The organism is Rhodanobacter sp. UC4437_H4, from assembly GCF_052978425.1.
Map to the genome: position 1 here is coordinate 3075841 of NZ_CM129673.1, position 19648 is coordinate 3095488.

General features: G+C 68.6%; 15 protein-coding genes. 9 read left to right on the forward strand and 6 right to left on the reverse strand.

Going from position 1 to position 19648, the window contains the following annotated elements:
- Nucleotides 1-23: 23 nt before the first annotated feature.
- Entirely contained in the window at nt 24-1544 is a 1521-nt protein-coding gene (locus ACVCL3_RS13900) for a transglutaminase-like domain-containing protein (protein ID WP_447099702.1), read from the reverse strand.
- 165 nt (nt 1545-1709) lie between these two features.
- Between ACVCL3_RS13900 and ACVCL3_RS13905 the strand changes: the two genes are divergently transcribed.
- The 7 genes from ACVCL3_RS13905 (at nt 1710) to ACVCL3_RS13935 (ending at nt 9725) form a co-directional block, all read left to right on the forward strand.
- A complete protein-coding gene (locus ACVCL3_RS13905) occupies nt 1710-2861 on the forward strand; it encodes a DUF819 family protein (protein ID WP_395120165.1) in 1152 nt (383 codons plus the stop codon).
- A 25-nt stretch (nt 2862-2886) separates the two neighbouring features.
- Nucleotides 2887-4290, forward strand: coding sequence for a C40 family peptidase (locus ACVCL3_RS13910; RefSeq protein ID WP_447099703.1), 1404 nt, complete (start codon nt 2887-2889; stop codon nt 4288-4290).
- A 52-nt stretch (nt 4291-4342) separates the two neighbouring features.
- On the forward strand, nt 4343-5440 hold the full coding sequence (locus ACVCL3_RS13915; protein ID WP_447099704.1) for a dipeptide epimerase: 1098 nt from the start codon (nt 4343-4345) through the stop codon (nt 5438-5440).
- On the forward strand, nt 5440-6297 hold the full coding sequence (locus ACVCL3_RS13920; protein WP_395120163.1) for a MurR/RpiR family transcriptional regulator: 858 nt from the start codon (nt 5440-5442) through the stop codon (nt 6295-6297). Before ACVCL3_RS13915 ends, ACVCL3_RS13920 begins: the two co-directional genes overlap by 1 nt.
- Before the next feature lie 178 nt (nt 6298-6475).
- The gene (locus ACVCL3_RS13925; RefSeq protein WP_447098076.1) at nt 6476-7258 is read left to right on the forward strand and encodes a L,D-transpeptidase family protein; all 783 of its coding nucleotides are present in this window, start codon (nt 6476-6478) and stop codon (nt 7256-7258) included.
- Nucleotides 7255-8481: a dicarboxylate/amino acid:cation symporter gene (locus ACVCL3_RS13930; protein ID WP_447099705.1), complete on the forward strand. Its 1227-nt coding sequence runs from the start codon at nt 7255-7257 to the stop codon at nt 8479-8481. The genes ACVCL3_RS13925 and ACVCL3_RS13930 overlap by 4 nt, the downstream gene beginning before the upstream one ends.
- A gap of 107 nt (nt 8482-8588) precedes the next feature.
- Nucleotides 8589-9725, forward strand: a complete 1137-nt coding sequence (locus ACVCL3_RS13935) for an NAD(P)/FAD-dependent oxidoreductase (RefSeq protein WP_447099706.1) — start codon at nt 8589-8591, stop codon at nt 9723-9725.
- 46 nt (nt 9726-9771) lie between these two features.
- Here the strand turns inward: ACVCL3_RS13935 and ACVCL3_RS13940 are convergent, their stop codons facing one another.
- From ACVCL3_RS13940 to dgcN, 5 genes are all read right to left on the reverse strand, one after another.
- The gene (locus tag ACVCL3_RS13940) at nt 9772-10422 is read right to left on the reverse strand and encodes a Vgb family protein (protein ID WP_447099707.1); all 651 of its coding nucleotides are present in this window, start codon (nt 10420-10422) and stop codon (nt 9772-9774) included.
- Nucleotides 10423-10458: 36 nt separating this feature from the next.
- Entirely contained in the window at nt 10459-11679 is a 1221-nt protein-coding gene (locus ACVCL3_RS13945) for a helix-turn-helix domain-containing protein (RefSeq protein WP_447099708.1), read from the reverse strand.
- A gap of 113 nt (nt 11680-11792) precedes the next feature.
- Nucleotides 11793-13601 (reverse strand): gamma-glutamyltransferase, encoded by a 1809-nt coding sequence (gene ggt, locus ACVCL3_RS13950; protein ID WP_447099709.1) that lies wholly within the window; start codon nt 13599-13601, stop codon nt 11793-11795.
- A gap of 104 nt (nt 13602-13705) precedes the next feature.
- Entirely contained in the window at nt 13706-14692 is a 987-nt protein-coding gene (gene dgcA / locus ACVCL3_RS13955; RefSeq protein WP_447099710.1) for an N-acetyl-D-Glu racemase DgcA, read from the reverse strand.
- Nucleotides 14677-15720: an N-acetyltransferase DgcN gene (gene dgcN / locus ACVCL3_RS13960; protein ID WP_395120155.1), complete on the reverse strand. Its 1044-nt coding sequence runs from the start codon at nt 15718-15720 to the stop codon at nt 14677-14679. The genes dgcA and dgcN overlap by 16 nt, the downstream gene beginning before the upstream one ends.
- A 205-nt stretch (nt 15721-15925) precedes the next feature.
- Here dgcN and ACVCL3_RS13965 point away from each other — a divergent pair, with 205 nt between their 5' ends.
- On the forward strand, nt 15926-16828 hold the full coding sequence (locus ACVCL3_RS13965; protein ID WP_395120154.1) for a LysR family transcriptional regulator: 903 nt from the start codon (nt 15926-15928) through the stop codon (nt 16826-16828).
- Between the two features lie 265 nt (nt 16829-17093).
- The gene (locus ACVCL3_RS13970) at nt 17094-19583 is read left to right on the forward strand and encodes a TonB-dependent receptor plug domain-containing protein (protein WP_447099711.1); all 2490 of its coding nucleotides are present in this window, start codon (nt 17094-17096) and stop codon (nt 19581-19583) included.
- Nucleotides 19584-19648 lie beyond the last annotated feature (65 nt).

Sequence of the window (19648 nt, forward strand, 5' to 3'; positions counted from 1 at the left end):
CAGTTTTTGTGAATAGCTGCCGGTTAGTTGCCGCCGCGTCCGTGCTCCGCTGGCAGCACCTGCCAGTCGAAGTCGTAGTCCAGTTGATCGAAGTACACGTTGCCGCCGTCCCACTCGGCCTCGCCGCGCTGCGAATCCACGTCGTCGGAACGGAAGTGGTGCTTGGGGGGCTCGAAGCGGCGCCCGTAGTCGGCATTGAAGGCGATGCGCCAGTTGTCGAGCCCGCCGAGGTAGAACCACTCCAGCGCCGGGTCGTCGCCCGCGGCCGGATGCAGGCGGCCGGTGGTGACGTCCATCGGCACCCAGCCGTACGGCGCCAGGTACAGGAAGCCCCAGTCGTGGATGTTGCTGTAGCCGCTGCCGTCGGCGGCGAACACCATGCCGGACTGCCAGCGCGCGGGGATGCCGTTGAGGCGCAGCAGGGTCATCAGCAGCAGGGTCTGCTGGCCGCAGTCGGCGTGGCCGGCGTGCAGCGCGTAGTCGCTGATGTTGGAGATCGTCGAATACTCGCGCGCGCCGGCCCAGGGAATCCGGTCCACCGCGGCGAACAGTTTCTGCGCGATGCGGTACGGGTTCTTCTCCTCGCCCACGACCTTGCGCGAGAACGCGCGCATGGCGTCGGTGAACACGATGTGCGGCGCGCGCTCGGCCACGAACGGGGCCAGCTCCGGGGTGATGGTTTCCGCTTGCACCCTGGCCGGGTCGATCGCGTGGTATTGCGCCAGCAAGGTCAGTTCGTAGGTGACCGAGAACACGGTCTTCTGCCCGGCCACGGCGGGCTTTTCCAGGTACACCGTGCGCTGCGGCGCCGATTTCGGCGCGATGTCGTGCTTCGCCGGCACGCTGGCGACGTAGCGGATGTCTTCCTGCTGGCCGGGGATCGCCTGCGGGTAGGGAATCCACGCACGCACGATCTTGCCCGCGGGCACCGCATCGGCGTCGACGGTGAGTGTCTGCGTCATGCGCAGGCGCTGCGGCAGCACGCTGGCGCGATGCTGGTCGAGCGCGGCGTGGAAGATCGCGCGCTGGTGGTCGTTGAGCGATTCCATCGGGCCGTCGGTGATCGGTGCCTGCACCGCGCGCCGCGCCACCGCCTCGGGGCTGAGCCGGAACAGATTGCCGGGCGAACGCTTGAAGTACAGCGTGCGGCCGTCGATGACCTGATGTTCGAACAGGCCGGCGGCGTTCCACTTCGCGAACTCGGCGTCGGTGAGGTCGGGGATCTGCTTGCGCACGCGCGCCTCGACCTCGTCCGCGCTCAGGGTGAAGTCGAGCAGGATGCGGCGCATGCGCTCGCGCTGGAACAGCAGTGCCTGGCGCTGCTCGGCCGACACGCCCGGCTGCGCCAGCGCGGTCTCGATCGCCGCCTGCGCCGCCTTGAAATGGCCGGCGTCGATCTGGGCAATGACGGGATTCAGCGGTGAGCCACCCACGCTCGCCCCCGCCGGCAGGCCGGCGGACAGCGCCAGCGCGGCCACCAGCAACAGGCGCGCGGCCCGGGCATGGCGTCGTATTCTCGTGGTGGCAGGCAATGGTGTATCCATCGAGCGGCGTCTCCGCATCCGATCCCCTGAAATGGCTGTGTAACACGCTTGCAAATGCTGGTCAATAATTTATGCTTCAAACCAATTCGACTCGAATCAGCTATTCCTTGCCGACACGACAGCGAGGCTGGCACTGGCCCGCGCACGAACCACGAGGGGACGCATGTGATCCAAACGGTCTGGCCCTACCTGGCGGTGATGTTGCTGGCCGCCGGGGTGTTTCCGGCGATCGAGCGCCGCTACGGCTGGAAGGTCTTCTCGGTGTTGCCGCCGATCGTGCTGACCTATCTGCTGGTGACCGCGTTGGCCGTGTCGGGGCTGTGGCAGGTCAACGACGAGATCCATGCGGCGCAGACGATGTTGGTCTCGCACCTGGTGCCGGCGCTGTTGTTCCTGCTGATGATCAACTGCGACCTGCGCGCGATCTGGCGGCTGGGGCCGCGCGTGCTGGCCGTGTTCGCCTGCACCTCGGTGAGCCTGTTCGTGGCCTTCATCGGCGCGTTCCTGATCTACCGGCACTGGCTGCCGGGCGACCAGTGGCAACCGCTGGCCGCGTTGTCCGGCAGTTGGGTAGGCGGCACCGCCAACATGATCGCGGTGAAGCAGGCGATCGACATGTCCGACCAGTTGCTGGCGATGTCGCTGCTGACCGACGCGCTGTGCTACTCGATGTGGGTGGTGGTGCTGTTTTCGGTGGCGCGGCTGGCGCCGGCGTTCAACCGCTGGACGCGGGCCAAGTCCAGCGGCGACATCCCGCTGGCGGAAACGAAACCCACCGGCCCGACCACGCCCGACAGCGTGCTGCTGTGGCTGGGCATGGCCTTGCTGGCGGCCGCGCTGGCTGGCTGGGTGGCGACGAAACTGCCGACCTCCAGCATGTTGAGCGCGACCACCTGGACGATCCTGCTGGCCACCGGCGCAGGGCTGGTAGTGGCGCATACGCCGCTGGCGCGTTATCCGGGCGCCAGCACGATCTCCGGCGCCCTGCTGATCAGCGTGGTGGCGGTGCTGGCCTCGCAGAGCAACTTCCACGGCATCGCCGCGGCACCGCTGTACCTGCTGTGCGGCGTTACCGTCATCGCGATCCACGCGCTGCTGCTGATCGGCTTCGCCAAGCTGTTCCGTTTCGACCTCTACCTGTGCGGCATCTCCTCGCTGGCGCATATTGGCGGCGTGGCCGCCACGCCGATCCTGGCGGCCAGCTATTCGGCCGCGCTGGTGCCGGTGGGTATCCTGCTGGCCTTGCTCGGCTACATCCTCGGCACCGGTTTCGGCCTGGTGGTGGCGTCGATCCTGAAGCAGCTGGCCCTTCCGTGATGCGTTCTTGCGACAGGACACGATGATGCGATTTCCCCTGCTTGCCACTCTCCTGCTTGCGCCCCTGCTCGCCGCGGCGGCGCCGCAGGCCCGCGGCGCCGACGACGCGCTGGTCGTGCCGCCCTCCGGCGTGCTCGGCGTGGGCGAGGCGCAGCTGACGCCGCAGTTCTGGGTGGAGCGGCTGGCGCAGCCCGATGCGCCGGTGATGGATCGCGCGGCGATCGCGGCGCAGAACGCCAGGCTGCTGAAGATCGACCCGTCGATGCACGATCTGCGCGCGTTGCCTTCGACGCTGGACCGCGCCCGCGTCGAAGGCTGGATCAAGGATCTGTCGCAGCGGCCGGATCGACCGCTGTTCGACGTCGAGGGCAAATCGGTGAGCGCGGCCACGCTCGACGCGGTGGTCGCCAACCTCGCACTGGATGCGATTCCCGCGCAGCAGAAGACGCGCTACGGCCTGGTGGTGCGCCGCGCTGCGCTGCGCACGTTCCCCACCACGCTGCGCGTGTTCAATGAAAAGGGCGACACCGACATCGACCGCTTCCAGGAGACCGCCGAATTTCCCGGCACGCCGGTGGCGATCGTGCATGCGAGCGCCGACGGCCAGTGGCTGTTCGTGGTCAGCCCGCGCTATGCGGCGTGGACGGAAAAGGACAACGTGGCCGAAGGCAGCGCGGCCGAGGTGTTCGGCTACGTTGACAGGACGCCGTACCGGGTGATCACCGGCGCGGTCGAACGCACCGTGTTCACCCGCGAGGTGCCGGCCGTCTCGCAGCTGCCGCTGGACATGGGCACGCGCCTGCCGCTGGCGACCGATCTGCCGCCGGACCAGCCGGTGAACGGGCAGACGCCGTACGCCGCGCACGTGCTCGACCTGCCGCTGCGCAAGGCCGACGGCACGCTGGGCTTCACCCCGGCGCTGCTGCAGAAGAACACCGACACGGCTGCCGACTACCTGCCGCTGACCCGCGCCAACATCATCCGCCAGGCGTTCAAGTTCCTCGGCGAACGCTACGGCTGGGGCCACGCGTACGATGGCCGTGACTGCTCGGGCTTCGTCTCCGACGTGTACCGCAGCATGGGCGTGCAGATGCCGCGCAACACAAGCAGGCAGGCGATCAGCCCGGCATTGGAGCACCGCGCGTTCACCGCCAAGGATAGCCGCGAGACGCGCCTCAAGGCCGCGCAGGCGCTGGAGGTCGGCGACCTGGTCTACATCCCCGGCCACGTGATGATGGTGATCGGCCAGTACCAGGGCCAGCCCTGGGTGATCCACGACGTGGGCGGCATGAGTTACCGCAAGGCCGACGGCAGCCGCGTGCGCATCAAGCTCAACGCGGTGTCGGTGACCCCGCTGCTGCCGCTGCTCTACAACGACCAGCAGAGCTATGTCGACCGCATGACCAGCATCGTGCGCATCCGCCGCTGAGCCCGCCGGCACCAAAAAGAAAACAGGACACGGATTCCATGAAGGCCTTCCCATGAAAATCACCGACATCCAGTTCGGCATGCTGCGGGTACCGCTGAAGACCCCGTTCAAGACCGCGCTGCGCACCGTCAACACGGTGGACGACATCGTGGTGATGATGCATACCGACACCGGCGAGGTCGGCTACGGCGAGGCGCCCGCCACCGCGGTGATCACCGGCGACACCCATGGCTCGATCATCGACGCGATCCGCCACTACATCTCCCCGCGGCTGATCGGCCAGGAGATTGCCAACCTCAACCAGATCACCCAGCTGATCCAGTCCTCGATGGAGAAGAACACCAGCGCCAAGGCGGCGGTGGAGATCGCGGTGTACGACCTGTGGGGCCAGCTCTACGGCGCGCCGCTGTACAAGCTGCTCGGCGGCGGCGATCCGGTGATCACCACCGACATCACCATCAGCGTCGACTACATCGACAAGATGGTGGCCGATTCGGTCTCCGCGGTGGAGCGCGGTTTCGAGTCGCTGAAGATCAAGGTCGGCAAGGACATCGGCGTCGACATCGAGCGGGTCAAGGCGATCTACGCCGCGGTGGAAGGGCGCGCCCTGCTGCGCCTGGATGCCAACCAGGGCTGGACGGCCAAACAGGCGGTGTATGCGCTGCAGACGCTGGAGGAGGCCGGCATCAAGCTCGAGCTGATCGAGCAGCCGGTCAAGGCCAACGACCTGGCCGGCATGCGCTACGTCACCGAGCGCGTGCACACGCCGGTGATGGCCGACGAGAGCGTGTTCGGCCCGATGGAGGTGATCGAGCTGATCCGCCTGCGCGCGGCCGACATCATCAACATCAAGCTGATGAAGACCGGCGGCATCTCCAATGCGATCCGCATCGCCGACATCGCCGGCATGCACGGCATCGAGTGCATGATCGGCTGCATGCTGGAAACCTCGATCAGCGTGGCGGCCGCGGTGCACGTGGCGGTGGCAAAGTCCAACGCGATCACCAAGATCGACCTGGACGGCCCCTCGCTGTGCCAGTTCAACCCGGTCGACGGTGGGGTAATCTTCAACGAATCGGAGATCTCGGTAACGGACGCGCCCGGCCTGGGCATTCGGGAGATACGCGGCCTGGAGAGGATAGAGAACTGATGTCGCCGCTGGTCAAAATCCGTTCGGAACGCGACCAGATGTCCGCGGTGGAGCGGCGCATCGCCGATTTCGTGCTGGAGAACGCGCACCTGCTGCGCGACTACTCTTCGCAGCAATTGGCCAATGCGCTGGGCATCAGCCAGTCCAGCGTGGTCAAGTTCACCCAGAAGCTGGGCTTCAAGGGTTATCCCGACCTCAAGTATTCCGTGGGCGAGGCGATCGCCCGCGCCGACAACGGCGACACCCTGCAGGTCGAGTCGACCGCCGGCGGCGACGGCACCGGCGCGTTCGCCGGCAACCTGTGGCGGCGCAAGTCCGAGGCCGAGGAAGCCACCCGGCTGATCAACCCGCCGGAGATGCTCAATGCGGTGGCCGACGCGATCGGCCAGGCCGGCCGCGCCGGCAAGGTGTTCATCATCGGCCTGGGCGAGGACGACATCTATGCGCGCAATTTCGCGTTGCGCCTGTCGCTGCTGGGCATCCTCACCGTGCACAACTTCGACACCGCGCGGATGACCGCCAACGTCTCCGCCGCCGGCGCCGGCGACGTGCTCATCATGTTCTCCGAACACGGCAACCACCCGGCGCTGTGCAAGATCGCCCGCTATTTCCGCGAACGCCGCGGCCAGCTGATCACGGTGACGCGGCACACCGCCAATCCGCTGCGCACGCTGGCCGACATCGCGCTGGTGGTGTCCGCCCATGACGAGCTGCCCTACATCCAGCCGCTGCTGTACCAGTCCGCCCTGCAGCACCTGCTCGACGGCGTATTCGTGCAGCTGTGCGAAAGCCACGACGATCGCCGTGCCCTGCTGCTGGGCAACCTCGACCGGATCCAGCAGATGCTGGAGCCATGAGGACGGGAATTAGGGAATTGGGAATAGGGAATCGCAGGAGCCCGCTCGCGGGCGATGCTTTCGTAGGGCGGGCACTGCCCGCCGGCTTTTCGATACGTCGTCCGTGTGGCTTCACGAAGGCGGCGGGCGGTGCCCGCCCTACGAGGTCAAGCATCTTCACCATGCGGAACGAAAGCTGATGACTGTTCACTGCCGCCCCCTTGCCTTGCTGACCTTCGCCGTCGTGCTTGCCGGCGTCGCGCACGCGGACGCCGCAGATGTGCCGTGGCGGAACGCCGGCCAGATGATCCTGGTCACCACCGCCGACTGGAACGTCGACCACGGCACCCTGCGCACCTTCGTGCGCGAAGGCGACGGCTGGCGCGAGGTGCGTACCTCCACGCCGGTGACCATCGGCAAGAACGGTTCCGGTTGGGGGCTGGGCCTGAATGCGCCGCAGACCGCTGCAGGCGGTCCGGTCAAACGCGAAGGCGACAACCGCAGCCCGGCCGGGGTGTTCCGTATCGGCGACTCGTTCGGTTATGCGGCCAGCGTCGATACTGCGATGCCGTACCTCGCGCTCAACGCCACCGAGTACTGCGTCGATGTCAGCGGCGCGAAGCACTACAACCGCATCGTCGACGCGAACGTGGTCGGCCTGGACGCGGTGAAGGGTTCCACCGAGCCGATGCGGCGCGACCTGCACGCGAACGGCGACCAGCGCTACCGCATGGGCTTCGTGATCGAGCAGAACCCGCGCAACGTGCCACAGGCGGGCAGCTGCATCTTCGCCCACCTGTGGAAGTCGCCCACCGACGCCACCGCCGGCTGCACCGCGATGACGCCGGCGGTGATGCAGTCGCTGCTGGCCTGGCTCAAGCCGCAGGACCATCCGGTGTTCGTGCTGCTGCCGCAGGCCGAGTACGAGCGCCTGCGCAACACCTGGCAGTTGCCCGTCCTCCACGCGGACGGCGCGCGATGAGCGCCACCGCGCGCGTGCTCACCGGCCTGGCCGCCGGCGCGGTGATCGGCCTGCTGCTGGCCGGCTGGAATCAATCCGTGGCGCTGCAGGTGGCCAACGCGGTGCACCCGGTCGGCAAGCTGTGGTTGAACGCGCTGCAGATGACGGTGGTGCCGCTGGTGCTGGCGCTGGTGGTGGTGGGCGTCAACACTGCCACCGACGCGGCGGCCTCCGGCCGCATCGCGCGCCGCGCGATCGTGGTGTTCATCGTGATCCTCACCGGCGGCGCGCTGTTCGCCGCACTGGCGGCGCCGCTGGTGTTTTCCTTGTTTCCGCACAACCCCGAGCTGGTCGCCGCGCTCGACCACGCCAGCGCGCCGGCGGTGTCGGTGGCGCCGGTGCAGTGGGTCGACACGCTGGTGGCGATCGTGCCCAGCAACGCGATCATGGCCGCGGCGCAGAGCGCGATGCTGCCGCTGGTGGTGTTCGCGCTGTTCCTCGGTTTCGCGCTGACCCGCATCGCACCGGCGCGGCGCGCGATGCTGGTGGAGTTTTTCCAGGCGATTGCCGACGCGATGATCGTGATCGTGCGCTGGGTACTGTGGGTGGCTCCGCTGGGCGTGTTCGCGCTGATCCTCTCGGTGTGCGCGCGCTCCGGACTGGGCATGCTCAGTGCGCTGGGCGTGTACGTGTTGACCGAGTGCCTGCTGTATCTCGCCGTCACCGCGATGATGCTGCCGGTGGCGCTGGTGTTCGGCGGCGAGCGGCTGCGCCGCTTCGTGCCCGCGCTGGTGCCGGCGCAGGCGGTGGCGATCAGCACGCAGTCCTCGCTGGCCTCGCTGCCGGCGATGCTGGAAAGCGCCGACCGCCGCCTCGGCTATCCCAAGCAGGTCGCCGCGCTGGTGCTGCCGATGGCGGTGAGCCTGTTCCGGCTGACCAGCCCGGTGCAGTACATGACGTCGGCGGCGTTCATCGCGTGGGCCTATGGCGTGGATCTGTCCACTGCACAGCTGCTGGCCGGTGCGCTGCTGGCGGTCGTGGTCAGCCTCGGTTCGGTGGGATTGCCGGGCCAGGTCACCTTCGTCGCCACCAACCTGCCGGTGGCGCAGGCGATGGGCCTGCCGCTGTCCCCGCTGGGCCTGATGCTGGCGGTGGATACGGTGCCCGACGCCCTCGCCACGCTGGGCAACGTCACCGCCGACCTAACCGCCACCAGCGTGGTGGCGAAACAAACCAGGGAGTAGGGAATGGGGAATAGCGAATAGCCAAGAGCCAAGAGCCAAGAGCAGTGCTCTCTGCTTTTGCGATTCCCCATTCCCGATTCCCTATTCCCTTCTCAACGAAAGAACTGATGATGGAACGGATCGAAACCGATGTGATCGTGATTGGCGCCGGCATGGCCGGCGCGTCGGTCGCGTATTTCCTCGCACCGCATGCGCGGGTGCTGGTGCTGGAGCGCGAGGCGCATGCCGGGGTGCACTCGACCGGACGCTCGGCCGCGCTGTTCAGCGAAACCTACGGTTCGCCACAGGTGCGCGCGCTGACCCGTGCCGCGCGTCCGTTCCTGGCGGCGCCACCGGCGGGATTCTCGGCCGAGCCGATCCTGAGTCCGCGTGGCGCCACCATCATCGCCGGTGCGGAACGCCGCGACGACGTGCGCGCGTTGTACGAGGCCATCGTGCCGTTCAGCCGCGACATCGAGCTGCACGACGCGGCCCGCGTGCAGGCCGCGGTGCCGGTGCTGCGGCCGGAGTTCGCGCAGATCGGCCTGCACGAGCCGGGCGCGGCCGACATCGACGTCAACGAATTGCATCTCGGCTTTCTGCGCGGTTTGCGCGCGCATGGCGGTGAGTTGCGCGTGGACGTCGCCATCGACGCGATCGAGCGCGAGGCGGGCGGCTGGCGGGTGCACAGCGGGGCGCAGTCGTTCCGCGCGCCGCTGCTGCTCAACGCGGCCGGCGCCTGGGTCGACCACGTGGCGGCGCTGGCCGGCGTGGCGCCGCTGGGCATCGTGCCGAAGCGCCGCTCCGCCTTCGTGTTCGAGCCGCCCGAAGGCATGGCCACGGCACGCTGGCCGTTCGTCACCGACTTCAGCGAGAGGTTCTATTTCAAGCCCGACGCCGGCCTGCTGCTGGGCTCGTGCGCGAATGCCGACCCGGTCGAACCGCACGACGTGCAGCCGGAGGAATACGACATCGCGCTGGGCATCCACCGTATCGAGGAAGCCACCACGATGACGATCCGCCGGCCGCGGCGCACGTGGGCCGGCCTGCGCTCGTTCGTCGCCGACGGCGACCTGATCGGCGGCTTCGATCCCGATGCGCCGGGTTTCTTCTGGGTCGCCGCGCAGGGCGGCTACGGCATCCAGACCAGCGCGGCGATGGGCGAAACCTGCGCCAACCTGGCGCTGGGCCGACCGCTGCCGCAGCGCCTGGTCGATGCCGGGCTGTCGATGGAGATGTTGAGCCCGGCACGCCTGCGCCGCTGAAGCTCCTTGGCCGTCATTCCAGCGAAAGCTGGAATCCGGCGCCTCGTCAGCCAGCCGCCGCGACGCTTCGCGGCCGCTTCACCACGCGCAGTTTGCCGCTGTGGCCGCCGCCGCAATAGAACACGGCCTGGCCGTCTTCGGCGGCGAGCCCCGAGATGCCTGCGCCGGGCGGCATGTCGAGTTGCTCCAGCACTTCGCCGGTCGTCGGATCGATGTGCCGCAAGGCGCTCTCGTCGTTTTCCCAGGTGCCGTGCCAGCACTCGCCGTCGACCCAGGTGACGCCGGTGACGAAGCGGTCGGATTCGATGGTGCGCAGGATCGCGCCGGTCGCCGGATCGATCTGCTGGATCTTGCGCCCGCGATACTGGCCCACCCACAGCGTGCCCTCGGCCCACGCCAGGCCCGAGCTGCTGTCGCCCGGCGCGGGAATGGTGGCCAGCACCTCGCCCGTCTGCGGATCGATCCGGTGGATGCGGTCCTCGGCGATCTGGAACAGGTGGCGGCCATCGAACGCGGTGCCGGCGTGCGCGGCGATGTCGATGCTGCGCAACACGCGGGCGCTGGCCGGGTCCCACACGTTCAACCGTGTGCCGGAGGCGAACCACACATGTTCGCCATCGCAGGTGACGCCATGCACGCCATCGGTGCCGGGGTAGGGGCCGTGTTCGGCGACGATGTCGGCTTTGCTTCGTTTCATGTCCGGACTCCTTGGGGATGGAAGACGCGGGCCATGCTATTCAAACGACAGCGGCGCCGGGAGTAACAAGGTCGTCGCGAATCCCGGCGTCAGCGGCGTCATCCAGCGGCGCGCACGACCGTGCCCGGCGCACTGCACGCTGGCGGCTGCCGCCAGCGTTTCGAGTGCCCGCTGCACGCTGCGCTGGCTGCGCCCCAGCGCAAGCGCGAGCGCCGAGCTGGACCACGATTCGCCGTCGCCGAGCAGGGCCAGCACCGCCGCGTGCGCGGACTCGACCGGCCACGCCAGCACGCCGACCTGGTCCGCGCGATGCGCCAGCAAGGCGTAACCGTGCGGGGTGGCATGCACCTCGGCCAACCCGCTCAGCGCGCGGCGCACGCGCCCGAGTTCCACCCGCAAGCGTGCGCGATACGACTCGTCGGCGTGCCTGGCGCGGAACGCGCGGGCGACCAGCGCGTCGCGCGGCACGTCATGCGGCCACGCCTCGGCCAGTTGCCGCATCAGCGCGAACAACACCGGACGACTGGCCAGCGGAACCGTCTTGCCACGGTGCCGAACGGCATGGCGGCAGGCATCGACGACGAAGGTCTCCGACGCCAGCAGGGCTTCGACATCGCGCAGCTGCAACAGGCGTTCCTCGCCGCCGGCCAGCCAGCGTGCGGCGGGCGCGTGCAGGGTGCGCGTGGCGGCGTCCACCTCCGCCATCAGCGCGGGGATGCCTGCGCGTTGCGCGGCGCGGGCGGCGCGAGCGAGCGCATCACGTGCCGCCGTCGCGCGCAGGCGGCGCATCGCGACGCCCGCCGCGACCAGTTCGTGCACCGCCAGCAGTGCGGGCGGAAGCGGCGTGCCGGCTACCGCGGCCAGCGCCTGTTCGGTTTCGTCGAGGCGCCCGAGCAGGAGCAGGCGGCGGATGCCGAGGTAGCGCGCGTGCGCCGCGTTGACGTGGTCGCCGTGCGCGTCGAGCGTGGCGCGCGCTGCGTCGAGGGTGGCGGTGGCACCGGCCAGCTCGCGCGAGGCCAGCGCGATCTCGGCCTCGGCCACCACGCAGCGTGCGCGCGCTGTCGCCTCGCGCGGGCCGAACGCGCGTGCCGCGCGCCGCAGCAGCAGCGTCGCGCGCGGGAAATCGCCGAGCTGGGCCATGGCCACGCCGCGCAACGCCAGCGCCGGCGCATCCTCGCGCAGGGCGACCCGCGTCATCGCGCCGAGCGGGTCGCCCGCCGCCAGCGCCTGCGCCGCGGCGGTGATCAGCGCATCCATCGCGGCGGCCTCGCTGCGACGGGTTCGGGCAGTCGCGCCACGTGTTCACTCCGGCCTTCGTGGTTCGGCTGCCTAATCTAGCGCAGGCCGCCCGCCGGACGGCGTCGCGGAGGTCAGTACCCGGCAGCGAGCCCCGCGGGACGGCGCGGGTCGTTGGCGCCTTCCAGCAAGCCGGTCTTCGGATTGATCAGGATCGCCTCGACCGCGCCGCCGCTGAATTGCTTGAACGTGTAGCCCATCGCTTCCAGGGTTTTCTGCGACTCGGGCGTGAGCAGCCCCTGGCCGGCGTAGACCACGTCCGGATACCACTGCTGGTGCAGGCGTGGCGCGTTGACGGCCTGCTGCATGTTCATGCCGAAGTCGACCACGTTGATGATGCTGGCCAGCGTGGACGAGATGATGGTGGCGCTGCCGGGGCTGCCGGTGAGCATGAATGGCTTGCCGTCGCGCAGCACGATCGTCGGCGTCATCGAGCTCAGCGGACGCTTGCCCGGTTCGACCTGGTTGATCACGCCCTGCACCAGGCCGGCGCCGTTGGCCACGCCGGGCTTGGAGGTGAAATCGTCCATCTCGTCGTTGAGGAAGAAACCGGTATGGCCGGCGATCTGCTTGTTGCCGAACAGGAAGTTGACGGTGTAGGTGACGGCGACGGCGTTGCCGTCCTTGTCGACCACCGAGTAATGCGTGGTGTGATTGCCTTCGGGGGCGCCGAGGCTGCCCTTGACCTCGGAGGACGGCGTGGCCCGGTCCGGCTGGATGGTGGCGCGAAGCCTGGCCGCGTGTTCGGCCGAGAGCAGCTCGTCGATCGGGTTGTGCACGAAGGCCGGGTCGCCGAGGTAGGTGTTGCGGTCGGCAAAGGCGCGGCGTTCGGCCTCGACGATGTAGTGCACGCTGTTGACCGAGCCGTAACCCCACCTGGCCAGCGGGTAGGGTTCGATGATCTGCAGGATCAGGCACAGCGTGGTGCCGCCCGAACTCGGCGGGGGCGCCGAGACGACGGCGTAGCCGCGGTACTTGCACTGGATCGGTTTTTCCCACTGCGCGGTGTAATTGGCGAAATCGCGCATCGACAGGATGCCGCCGTTGGCGTCGCTGGCCTTGACCACGGCCTCGGCGATCGGGCCCTTGTAGAACGCGTCGATGCCCTTGTCGGCGATCATTTCCAGGGTGTTGGCCAGATCCTTCTGCACCAGTCGTTCGCCCACCTTGAAGGGCTTGCCGTGGTTGAGGAAGATCGCCGCCACGTTGGCGTGCCTGGCGAAATCCCCGGTGTGCGGTTCGAGGCTGTCGACGTCGCCCTGCTTGAGGATGTAGCCCTCGCGCGCCAGCTTGATGGCCGGCGCGATGACCTGCTTGAGCGACATCGTGCCGTAGGCCTTCAGCGCGGTGTCGAAACCCATCACCGTGCCCGGCACGCCCACGCCGAGATAGCTGTCGGTGCTGCGCCCCTCGACCACGTTGCCGTCGGCGTCCTGGAACATGGTCGGCGTGGCTTTCAGCGGCGCTTTCTCGCGGAAGTTGAGGAACAGGTTGCGACCATCCTTGAGGTGGATGGTCATGAACCCGCCACCGCCGATGTTGCCGCAGCACGGGTGCACCACGGCTTCGGCAAAACCCACCGCCACGGCGGCGTCCACCGCATTGCCGCCGCGCTTGAGGATGTCCACGCCCACCAGCGTGGCCAGGTGCTGCGCGCTGACCACCATGGCGTGTTTGGCGGTGACCGGTTTGGCCTTCTCCAGCGCCATGCGGGTGATGACCGGCTCGCGGCCGGTCGAATCGGGATTGACGTCCTGCGCCCACGCCAGCGCGCTGCACGCGGTCAGCGCCAGCGCCAGCGCCAGCGCGGCTTGCCGCCAGCGCGCGGCGCGCGCGCGGTGCGCCTGGCGGACATCGGCGCGCGCGGTGTTGCGATCGGACATGGGTTCACCCTCCACGATTGTCGGATCGAGCATAGTCGCCGGCGTGCGCCAGCCACCAATGAAAAGACGATCAGCTGGCATAACCGGCGGTTGTGGCGCGGCGCTCAGCCACCCCAGAAGCCGGACAAGGGCGGCAGCAGCGAGCCGCCGTCCAGTTGCACGCCGTCCGGGTGGTCGTGCTGCAGCCAGAACGGCCCGTCCAGGTCGACGAAGGCCGCCTCGCGCGCCAGTTCCAGCGCCGGCGCGATGCCCAGCGACGAGCACACCATGCAGCCGACCATCACCTTGAAACCTTCGCGGCGCGCGGCGCGCAGCAGGTGCCATGCCTCGGTCAGGCCGCCGGTCTTGTCGAGCTTGATGTTGATCGCCTGGTAGCGCCCGCGCATGCGCGGCAGGTCGCGCGTCTCGTGGCAGGCCTCGTCCGCGCAGATCGGGATGCTGCCGGAAAAACCCAGCAGCGCGTCGTCGGCGTCGGCCGGCAGCGGCTGTTCCAGCAGGTCGACGCCGGCGCGCGCCAGCGGCTGCTGCATGTCGCGCAGCAACTCGATGGTCCAGCTCTCGTTGGGGTCGACGATGAGCCGGTCATGCGGCGCGGCGCGGCGCACGGCGTCGATTCGTGCGGCCGGGTCGTCGGCGTCGACCTTGATCTTGATCAGCCCGATGCCGGCGATGCGCGCGGCGGCCGCGCCCATGCGTTCGGGCGTGTCGATGCCGATGGTCAGCGCGGTCACCAGCGCGGCGCGTTGCGGCCGCGCCAGGCGCAGCCAGACCGGCACGCCGCTCAGTTGCGATTCGAGGTCCCACAGCGCCGCGTCCAGGGCGTTGCGCGCGGCGCCGGCCGGCAACCGTGCCTGCAGTTCGTCGCGGCCCATGCCGGCGACCAGTTGCGGGCGCAGTTGCTCCATCTGCTCGATCACCGACGCGGCGGATTCCCCGTAGCGCGCGTAGGGCACCGCTTCGCCGCGCCCGCACTTGTCGCCCTGGCGCATGGCGACGGTGACCACGTCGGCGTTGTGCTTGACCCCGCGCGAGATGCGGAACGGCGCGGCGAGCGGGAAACGGCGCTCCTCGATGATCAGTTGGCGCAGCATGCGAGCAGGTTGTCCACGATCGCTTCGACGCCCATCGTCACCGGGTCCTGGCAAGGCAGTTCGAGCAATCCGCTGATGCGGCGGCAGGCGGTCGCGGCGTCGGCGGCGGAGAGGTTGGAGGTGTTCACCGCCACGCCCACCGCCTTCACCGCCGGGTTGGTCAGCTGCGCGGCAACCAGGTTGGCCTGCAGGCAGCGCTTGAGTTCCGGCAGCGGGTAGTCGGGCAGGCCGCGCATGTGCTGCCGGGTGGGCTCGTGGCACAGCACCAGCGCGTCGGCTTGCGATCCATGCAGCAGGCCCAGCGACACGCCGGCGTAGGAGGGATGGAACAGCGAGCCCTGGCCTTCGATCAGGTCCCAGCCGCCGTCGAGGCGTGCCGGCGAAATCTTCTCGGCGGCGCCGGAGATGAAGTCGGCGACCACCGCGTCGATCGGGATGCCGGAGCCGGCAACCAGGATGCCGGTTTGTCCGGTGGCGCGGAAGTCGGCGGCGAGTCCGCGCCGGCGCATGGAGCGCTCGATCGCCAGCGTGGTGTACATCTTGCCGACCGAGCAATCCGTGCCCACGGTGAGCAGGCGCCGGCCGGCGCGCGGGCGGCCGTTGCCGACCGGCAGGCCCGGCATCGGATCGCGCGCATCGAACAGTTCGCGGCCGTGGCGTCGCGCCGCGGCGACGATGTCCGGGTTGTCGCGCAGCTTCTGGTGCAGCCCCGCGGCCACGTGCAGGCCGGCCTCCAGCGCGGCGATGGCATCGGCCACGATGTGCGAGGACATCACGCCGCCGGCATTGGCCGCGCCGATCACCATGGTGTTGGCGCCGGCCTTGCGCGCTTCGCCGACGCTCATCTCCGGCAGGCCCAGCGTCGGCTTGCAGTCGCCGCGCCGCAGCTGGCCCACGCACCAGTCCGGGCGCCAGTAGGCCAGGCCCCGGGCGGTCTTGATCGCCAGGTCGTCGGCGGCGCTGCCGAGGTACAGCAGGTAGGGCGGGCCCCAGTGACCGGGCTCGGCGGCGTTGCTTGGATCGGACATGGTGCGCGTACTCCCGCGGGCATCCGGTAGCCCGTCACGACACGGCGTCGAGCATAGTGATCGGCCACGGCGCGGCACCAATGAAAAGACCGACACCTGGCATAACTGCGGGTTGTGGAAACCGGTCGACGGGAGTTGCCCGGCGGCACCGGCTGTGCTGCACTTCGAAGGCAGCGCCGCCGCGGCCACAGGGTGAACTCTCGACATGCGTCTTCGCTACATCGAACTGTTCCATGCCGTGATGACCACCAACAGCCTCACCGGCGCGGCGAATCTGTTGAACATTTCGCAGCCGGCGGCGAGCAAGGCGCTGCAGCAGGCGGAGCACCAGCTCGGGTTCACCCTGTTCCATCGCGTGCGCGGGCGGCTGCATCCCACCGAGCAGGCGCTGCTGCTGCGTCCGCGCGTGGAGAAAATCATCCGCGACCTGCACGACCTGCAACGGCTCACCGCGAATTTCGCGCGGCCGGAGAGCGAACCGCTGCGGGTGACCTGCACGCCCACCCTGGCGCAGTCGCTGGTGCCGGACGCGACCACCTTGCTGCGCAAGGCCTGGCCCGCCGCGACCGCGGAGCTGTCCACGCGGCACTCGGCCGAGATGTGCGAGTCGCTGACCCTGCGCGAAACCGACATCGGCCTCACACTGCAGGACGCCAGCCACCCGGAATTGCGCCAGGAGCCGCTGTGCCAGGGCCGCGTGATGGTGATCGCGCCGCCGGGCCGCTGGTCGCCCGCGGAACTGGCGCAGCCGCTGCCGGTGACGGCGCTGGCCGGCGAGCCGATGATCGGCATCGCCGTGCAGGATGCGCTGGGCAGCCTGCTGCAAAGCCACCTGATGCATGTCGACCCGCCGCCGCAGATCTCGGTGTGGGTGCAGACCTATCAACTCGCCTGCGCACTGGTGGCACAAGGCGCCGGGCTGGCGCTGGTCGACCCCTTCACCGCCTCCCAGGGTGACGGCGACGTGGTGCAGACGCGGCCGTTGGCGCTGGAGCTGGACGTGGTGCTGTACGCGGTGTACCGGCTGGACAGCCAGCTGAATCCCTTGCAGGAACACTTCATCGAACTGGTGCGCCAGCTGGCGCGGCAGACGCTTGCGCCGGGCTGATCGCGCCCACGCTCACGGGCATCTACAACTTTCGGTTATGCCAGGTGCCGGTCTTTTCATTGGTGGCTGGCGGCGGCTTGTGACTATGCTCGACCAGACGTTGCGGAGCGTGCCTTCGGGCCCGGCCTGAATACGCTTGTTCTCGGGGACATCGCCAACGCCTTGCCGGTGCGGAGACGCCCGGATACATCGCTTGACTGAAGTGGACCAAGCAATCGCCGGGGGCAGGGCGGTTCCGGTGCAATCCTAACGTTGGGGGTCTCTGATGAACGAGCGTTTCGGCCGAATCATTCCCAGGCTGTTGTCCGTATCGGTGGCGCTGGTGCTGGCGGGCACCGCTGCCGCGCAGGAAACCGCGCCGGCACCCGCCGCGCCGGCGGATGCGGCATCATCGAGCCAGCAAAAGCAGAAGAAGGATGCCGTCAACCTGTCGCAGGTGATCGTGACCGGCACGCGCACCAGCGACCGCACGCAATCCAGTTCGCTGGTGCCGGTGGACGTGATCCCCGCGCAGGTGCTGAACGACTCCGGCGCGGTGAGCCTGGGCAATGCGCTCGACCTCGCCGTACCCTCGCTGAATTTCCCGCTGGCCTCGATGTCCGACACGTTCGCCTTCGTGCGGCCGTTCCAGATGCGCGGCCTCAACAGCGACCAGGTGCTGATCCTGGTCGACGGCAAGCGCTGGCACTCGAGCGCGCTGATGCTCACCCTGGGCCAGGTCGGCCAGGGCTCGCAGGGCGTCAACATCAACACCATCCCGGTCGGCGCCATCGACCACATCGAGGTGCTGCGCGACGGCGCCTCGGCGCAGTACGGCTCCGACGCGCTGGCCGGCGTCATCAACATCATCCTGAAAAAGGGCGGCGAGGGCGGCGAGGTGCAGGGCGACTACGGCAAGTATTCGGCCGGTGACGGTGCGAGTTCGCGGCTGCAGAGCAGCCTCGGCTTCGCGCTGGGCGACAAGGGCTGGATGCGGCTTTCCGCGCAGGTCGGCAAGCAGGACCCGACCAACCGCGCCGGGCTGGACAACCGCCCCGGCTTCACCGAGCTGGGCCGCAAGTACCACGTCGGCATCCCCAATTCCAACAACTACAACACCTTCCTCAACTGGCAGTACGACTTCACGCCGAAGGTGCATCTGTACGGCTACGGCCACTACGGCCGGCTGATGGCCGAGCCGATGGCGTTCTACCGCTACGGCACCAACGCGCCGGAGCCGAAGAACGACCTGATGCAGTACCTGTTCCCGGACGGCGACGGCTTCAACCCGGTCGAGCATGGCGTGTCGCGCGACAAGTCCTTCGTGATGGGCGTGCGCGGCGAGACGGAGTCGGGCTGGGACTGGGACACCGCGGCCACCTGGGGCGCCAACCGCGTGTCCTACGGCACCTTCAACACGGTGAACTTCGCCTTCTGGAACGACTTCGGCTACACCCCGACCGACATCCACGACGGCACCCTGACCGCCTCGCAGGCCACCCTCGATTTCTCGATGGGCAAGTCGCTCAACGACTACTGGCACCTGGGCTTCGGCGCGCAGTACCTGCACCAGGGCTACAAGATCGTGGCCGGCGACCTTGCCTCGTACTACGTGGGCACCTCGGGCGTCACCGGCGGCGCGCAGGGCTTTGCCGGCTGGGGCCCGGAGGACGCCAGCAACAGCACGCGGCATTCGGTGGCCGAGTACGCGCAACTGGAAGGCAACATCACCGACCGGCTGAGTACCTCGATCGCGGCGCGCCACGAGGACTACTCCGATTTCGGCACCAACCTCTCCTACGCGTTGTCCGGCCGCTACGACTTCGACCACGGCTTTGCCTTGCGCGGCACCTATTCCACCGGCTTCCGCGCGCCGGGCCTGGGCCAGCAGCACGCCTCGGTGACCACCTCGGTGTCCTACCCCGCCGGCAACTCGCTTGGCTTGCCCGAGGGCATCTACCTGCGCGGCCTGGTGCCGCCGGACAACAAGACCGCGCAGCTGCTGGGCAGCGAGCCGCTGAAGCCGGAGACCACCCGCAGCATCACCGTCGGCGCGGTGTGGGCGCCCACGCGCGCCTTCACCACCACGGTGGACCTGTACGACATCCGGCTGAAAAACCGCATCCTGATGTCAAGCTCGATGTCGCTGGTGACCCAGTCGGTCAAGGACTACCTGGCCGCCAACGGCGTGGTCAATTCCGAGTACGTGGCGCTGGCCTACTTCACCAACGCGGCCGAGATGCGCATCAAGGGCATCGGCGTGGTCACCAACTACATCAAGGAGCTTGCCGACGGCGGCTCGTTCCAGACCACGGTCAACTGGTCGTACCACAAGAACAAGGTGACCAAGGTGCTGCCCAACCCCGCGGTGCTCGACGCGCTGGGCAATGTCGGTTTCCAGCGCATCACGCGCAGCCAGGCCAAGGGCCTGCTGGCCGACCAGATGCCGCGCTCCAAGTTCATCTGGACCAACACCTGGAAGACCGGCCACTGGGGCTTCACCGGCACCGCGGTGCGTTACGGCGGGGTCACCGAGTACAGCTCGACCAGCTACATCTACGACGATGTCTACCCGTCCCGGTGGATCTTCAATCTCGCTGCCAACTACTACCACGATCGCTGGACCTTCACCCTTGGCTCGGACAACGTGTTCGACACCTATCCGCAGAAGGCACCGGACGGCAGCAACTTCCACGGCATCTTCCCGTATCCGAGCAGCTCGCCGTTCGGTGCCCAGGGTGCCTACGTGTACGGCAAGGTCGCCTATCGCTGGTGATGCCCGTGCGCCGGGCGGCAGCTTGCCGCCCGGCGTCGACCTCGTCGCACTGCGACGGCCGTGGC

Excerpts from the sequence above, each read along its gene's own strand:
- ACVCL3_RS13900 (WP_447099702.1), bottom strand. The coding sequence starts at position 1,544 with ATGGATACACCATTGCCTGCCACCACGAGAATACGACGCCATGCCCGG.
- ACVCL3_RS13910 (WP_447099703.1), top strand. The coding sequence starts at position 2,887 with ATGCGATTTCCCCTGCTTGCCACTCTCCTGCTTGCGCCCCTGCTCGCC.
- ACVCL3_RS13915 (WP_447099704.1), top strand. The coding sequence starts at position 4,343 with ATGAAAATCACCGACATCCAGTTCGGCATGCTGCGGGTACCGCTGAAG.
- ACVCL3_RS13920 (WP_395120163.1), top strand. The coding sequence starts at position 5,440 with ATGTCGCCGCTGGTCAAAATCCGTTCGGAACGCGACCAGATGTCCGCG.
- ACVCL3_RS13925 (WP_447098076.1), top strand. The coding sequence starts at position 6,476 with ATGACTGTTCACTGCCGCCCCCTTGCCTTGCTGACCTTCGCCGTCGTG.
- ACVCL3_RS13930 (WP_447099705.1), top strand. The coding sequence starts at position 7,255 with ATGAGCGCCACCGCGCGCGTGCTCACCGGCCTGGCCGCCGGCGCGGTG.
- ACVCL3_RS13935 (WP_447099706.1), top strand. The coding sequence starts at position 8,589 with ATGATGGAACGGATCGAAACCGATGTGATCGTGATTGGCGCCGGCATG.
- ACVCL3_RS13940 (WP_447099707.1), bottom strand. The coding sequence starts at position 10,422 with ATGAAACGAAGCAAAGCCGACATCGTCGCCGAACACGGCCCCTACCCC.
- ACVCL3_RS13945 (WP_447099708.1), bottom strand. The coding sequence starts at position 11,679 with ATGGATGCGCTGATCACCGCCGCGGCGCAGGCGCTGGCGGCGGGCGAC.
- ggt (WP_447099709.1), bottom strand. The coding sequence starts at position 13,601 with ATGTCCGATCGCAACACCGCGCGCGCCGATGTCCGCCAGGCGCACCGC.
- dgcA (WP_447099710.1), bottom strand. The coding sequence starts at position 14,692 with ATGCTGCGCCAACTGATCATCGAGGAGCGCCGTTTCCCGCTCGCCGCG.
- dgcN (WP_395120155.1), bottom strand. The coding sequence starts at position 15,720 with ATGTCCGATCCAAGCAACGCCGCCGAGCCCGGTCACTGGGGCCCGCCC.
- ACVCL3_RS13965 (WP_395120154.1), top strand. The coding sequence starts at position 15,926 with ATGCGTCTTCGCTACATCGAACTGTTCCATGCCGTGATGACCACCAAC.
- ACVCL3_RS13970 (WP_447099711.1), top strand. The coding sequence starts at position 17,094 with ATGAACGAGCGTTTCGGCCGAATCATTCCCAGGCTGTTGTCCGTATCG.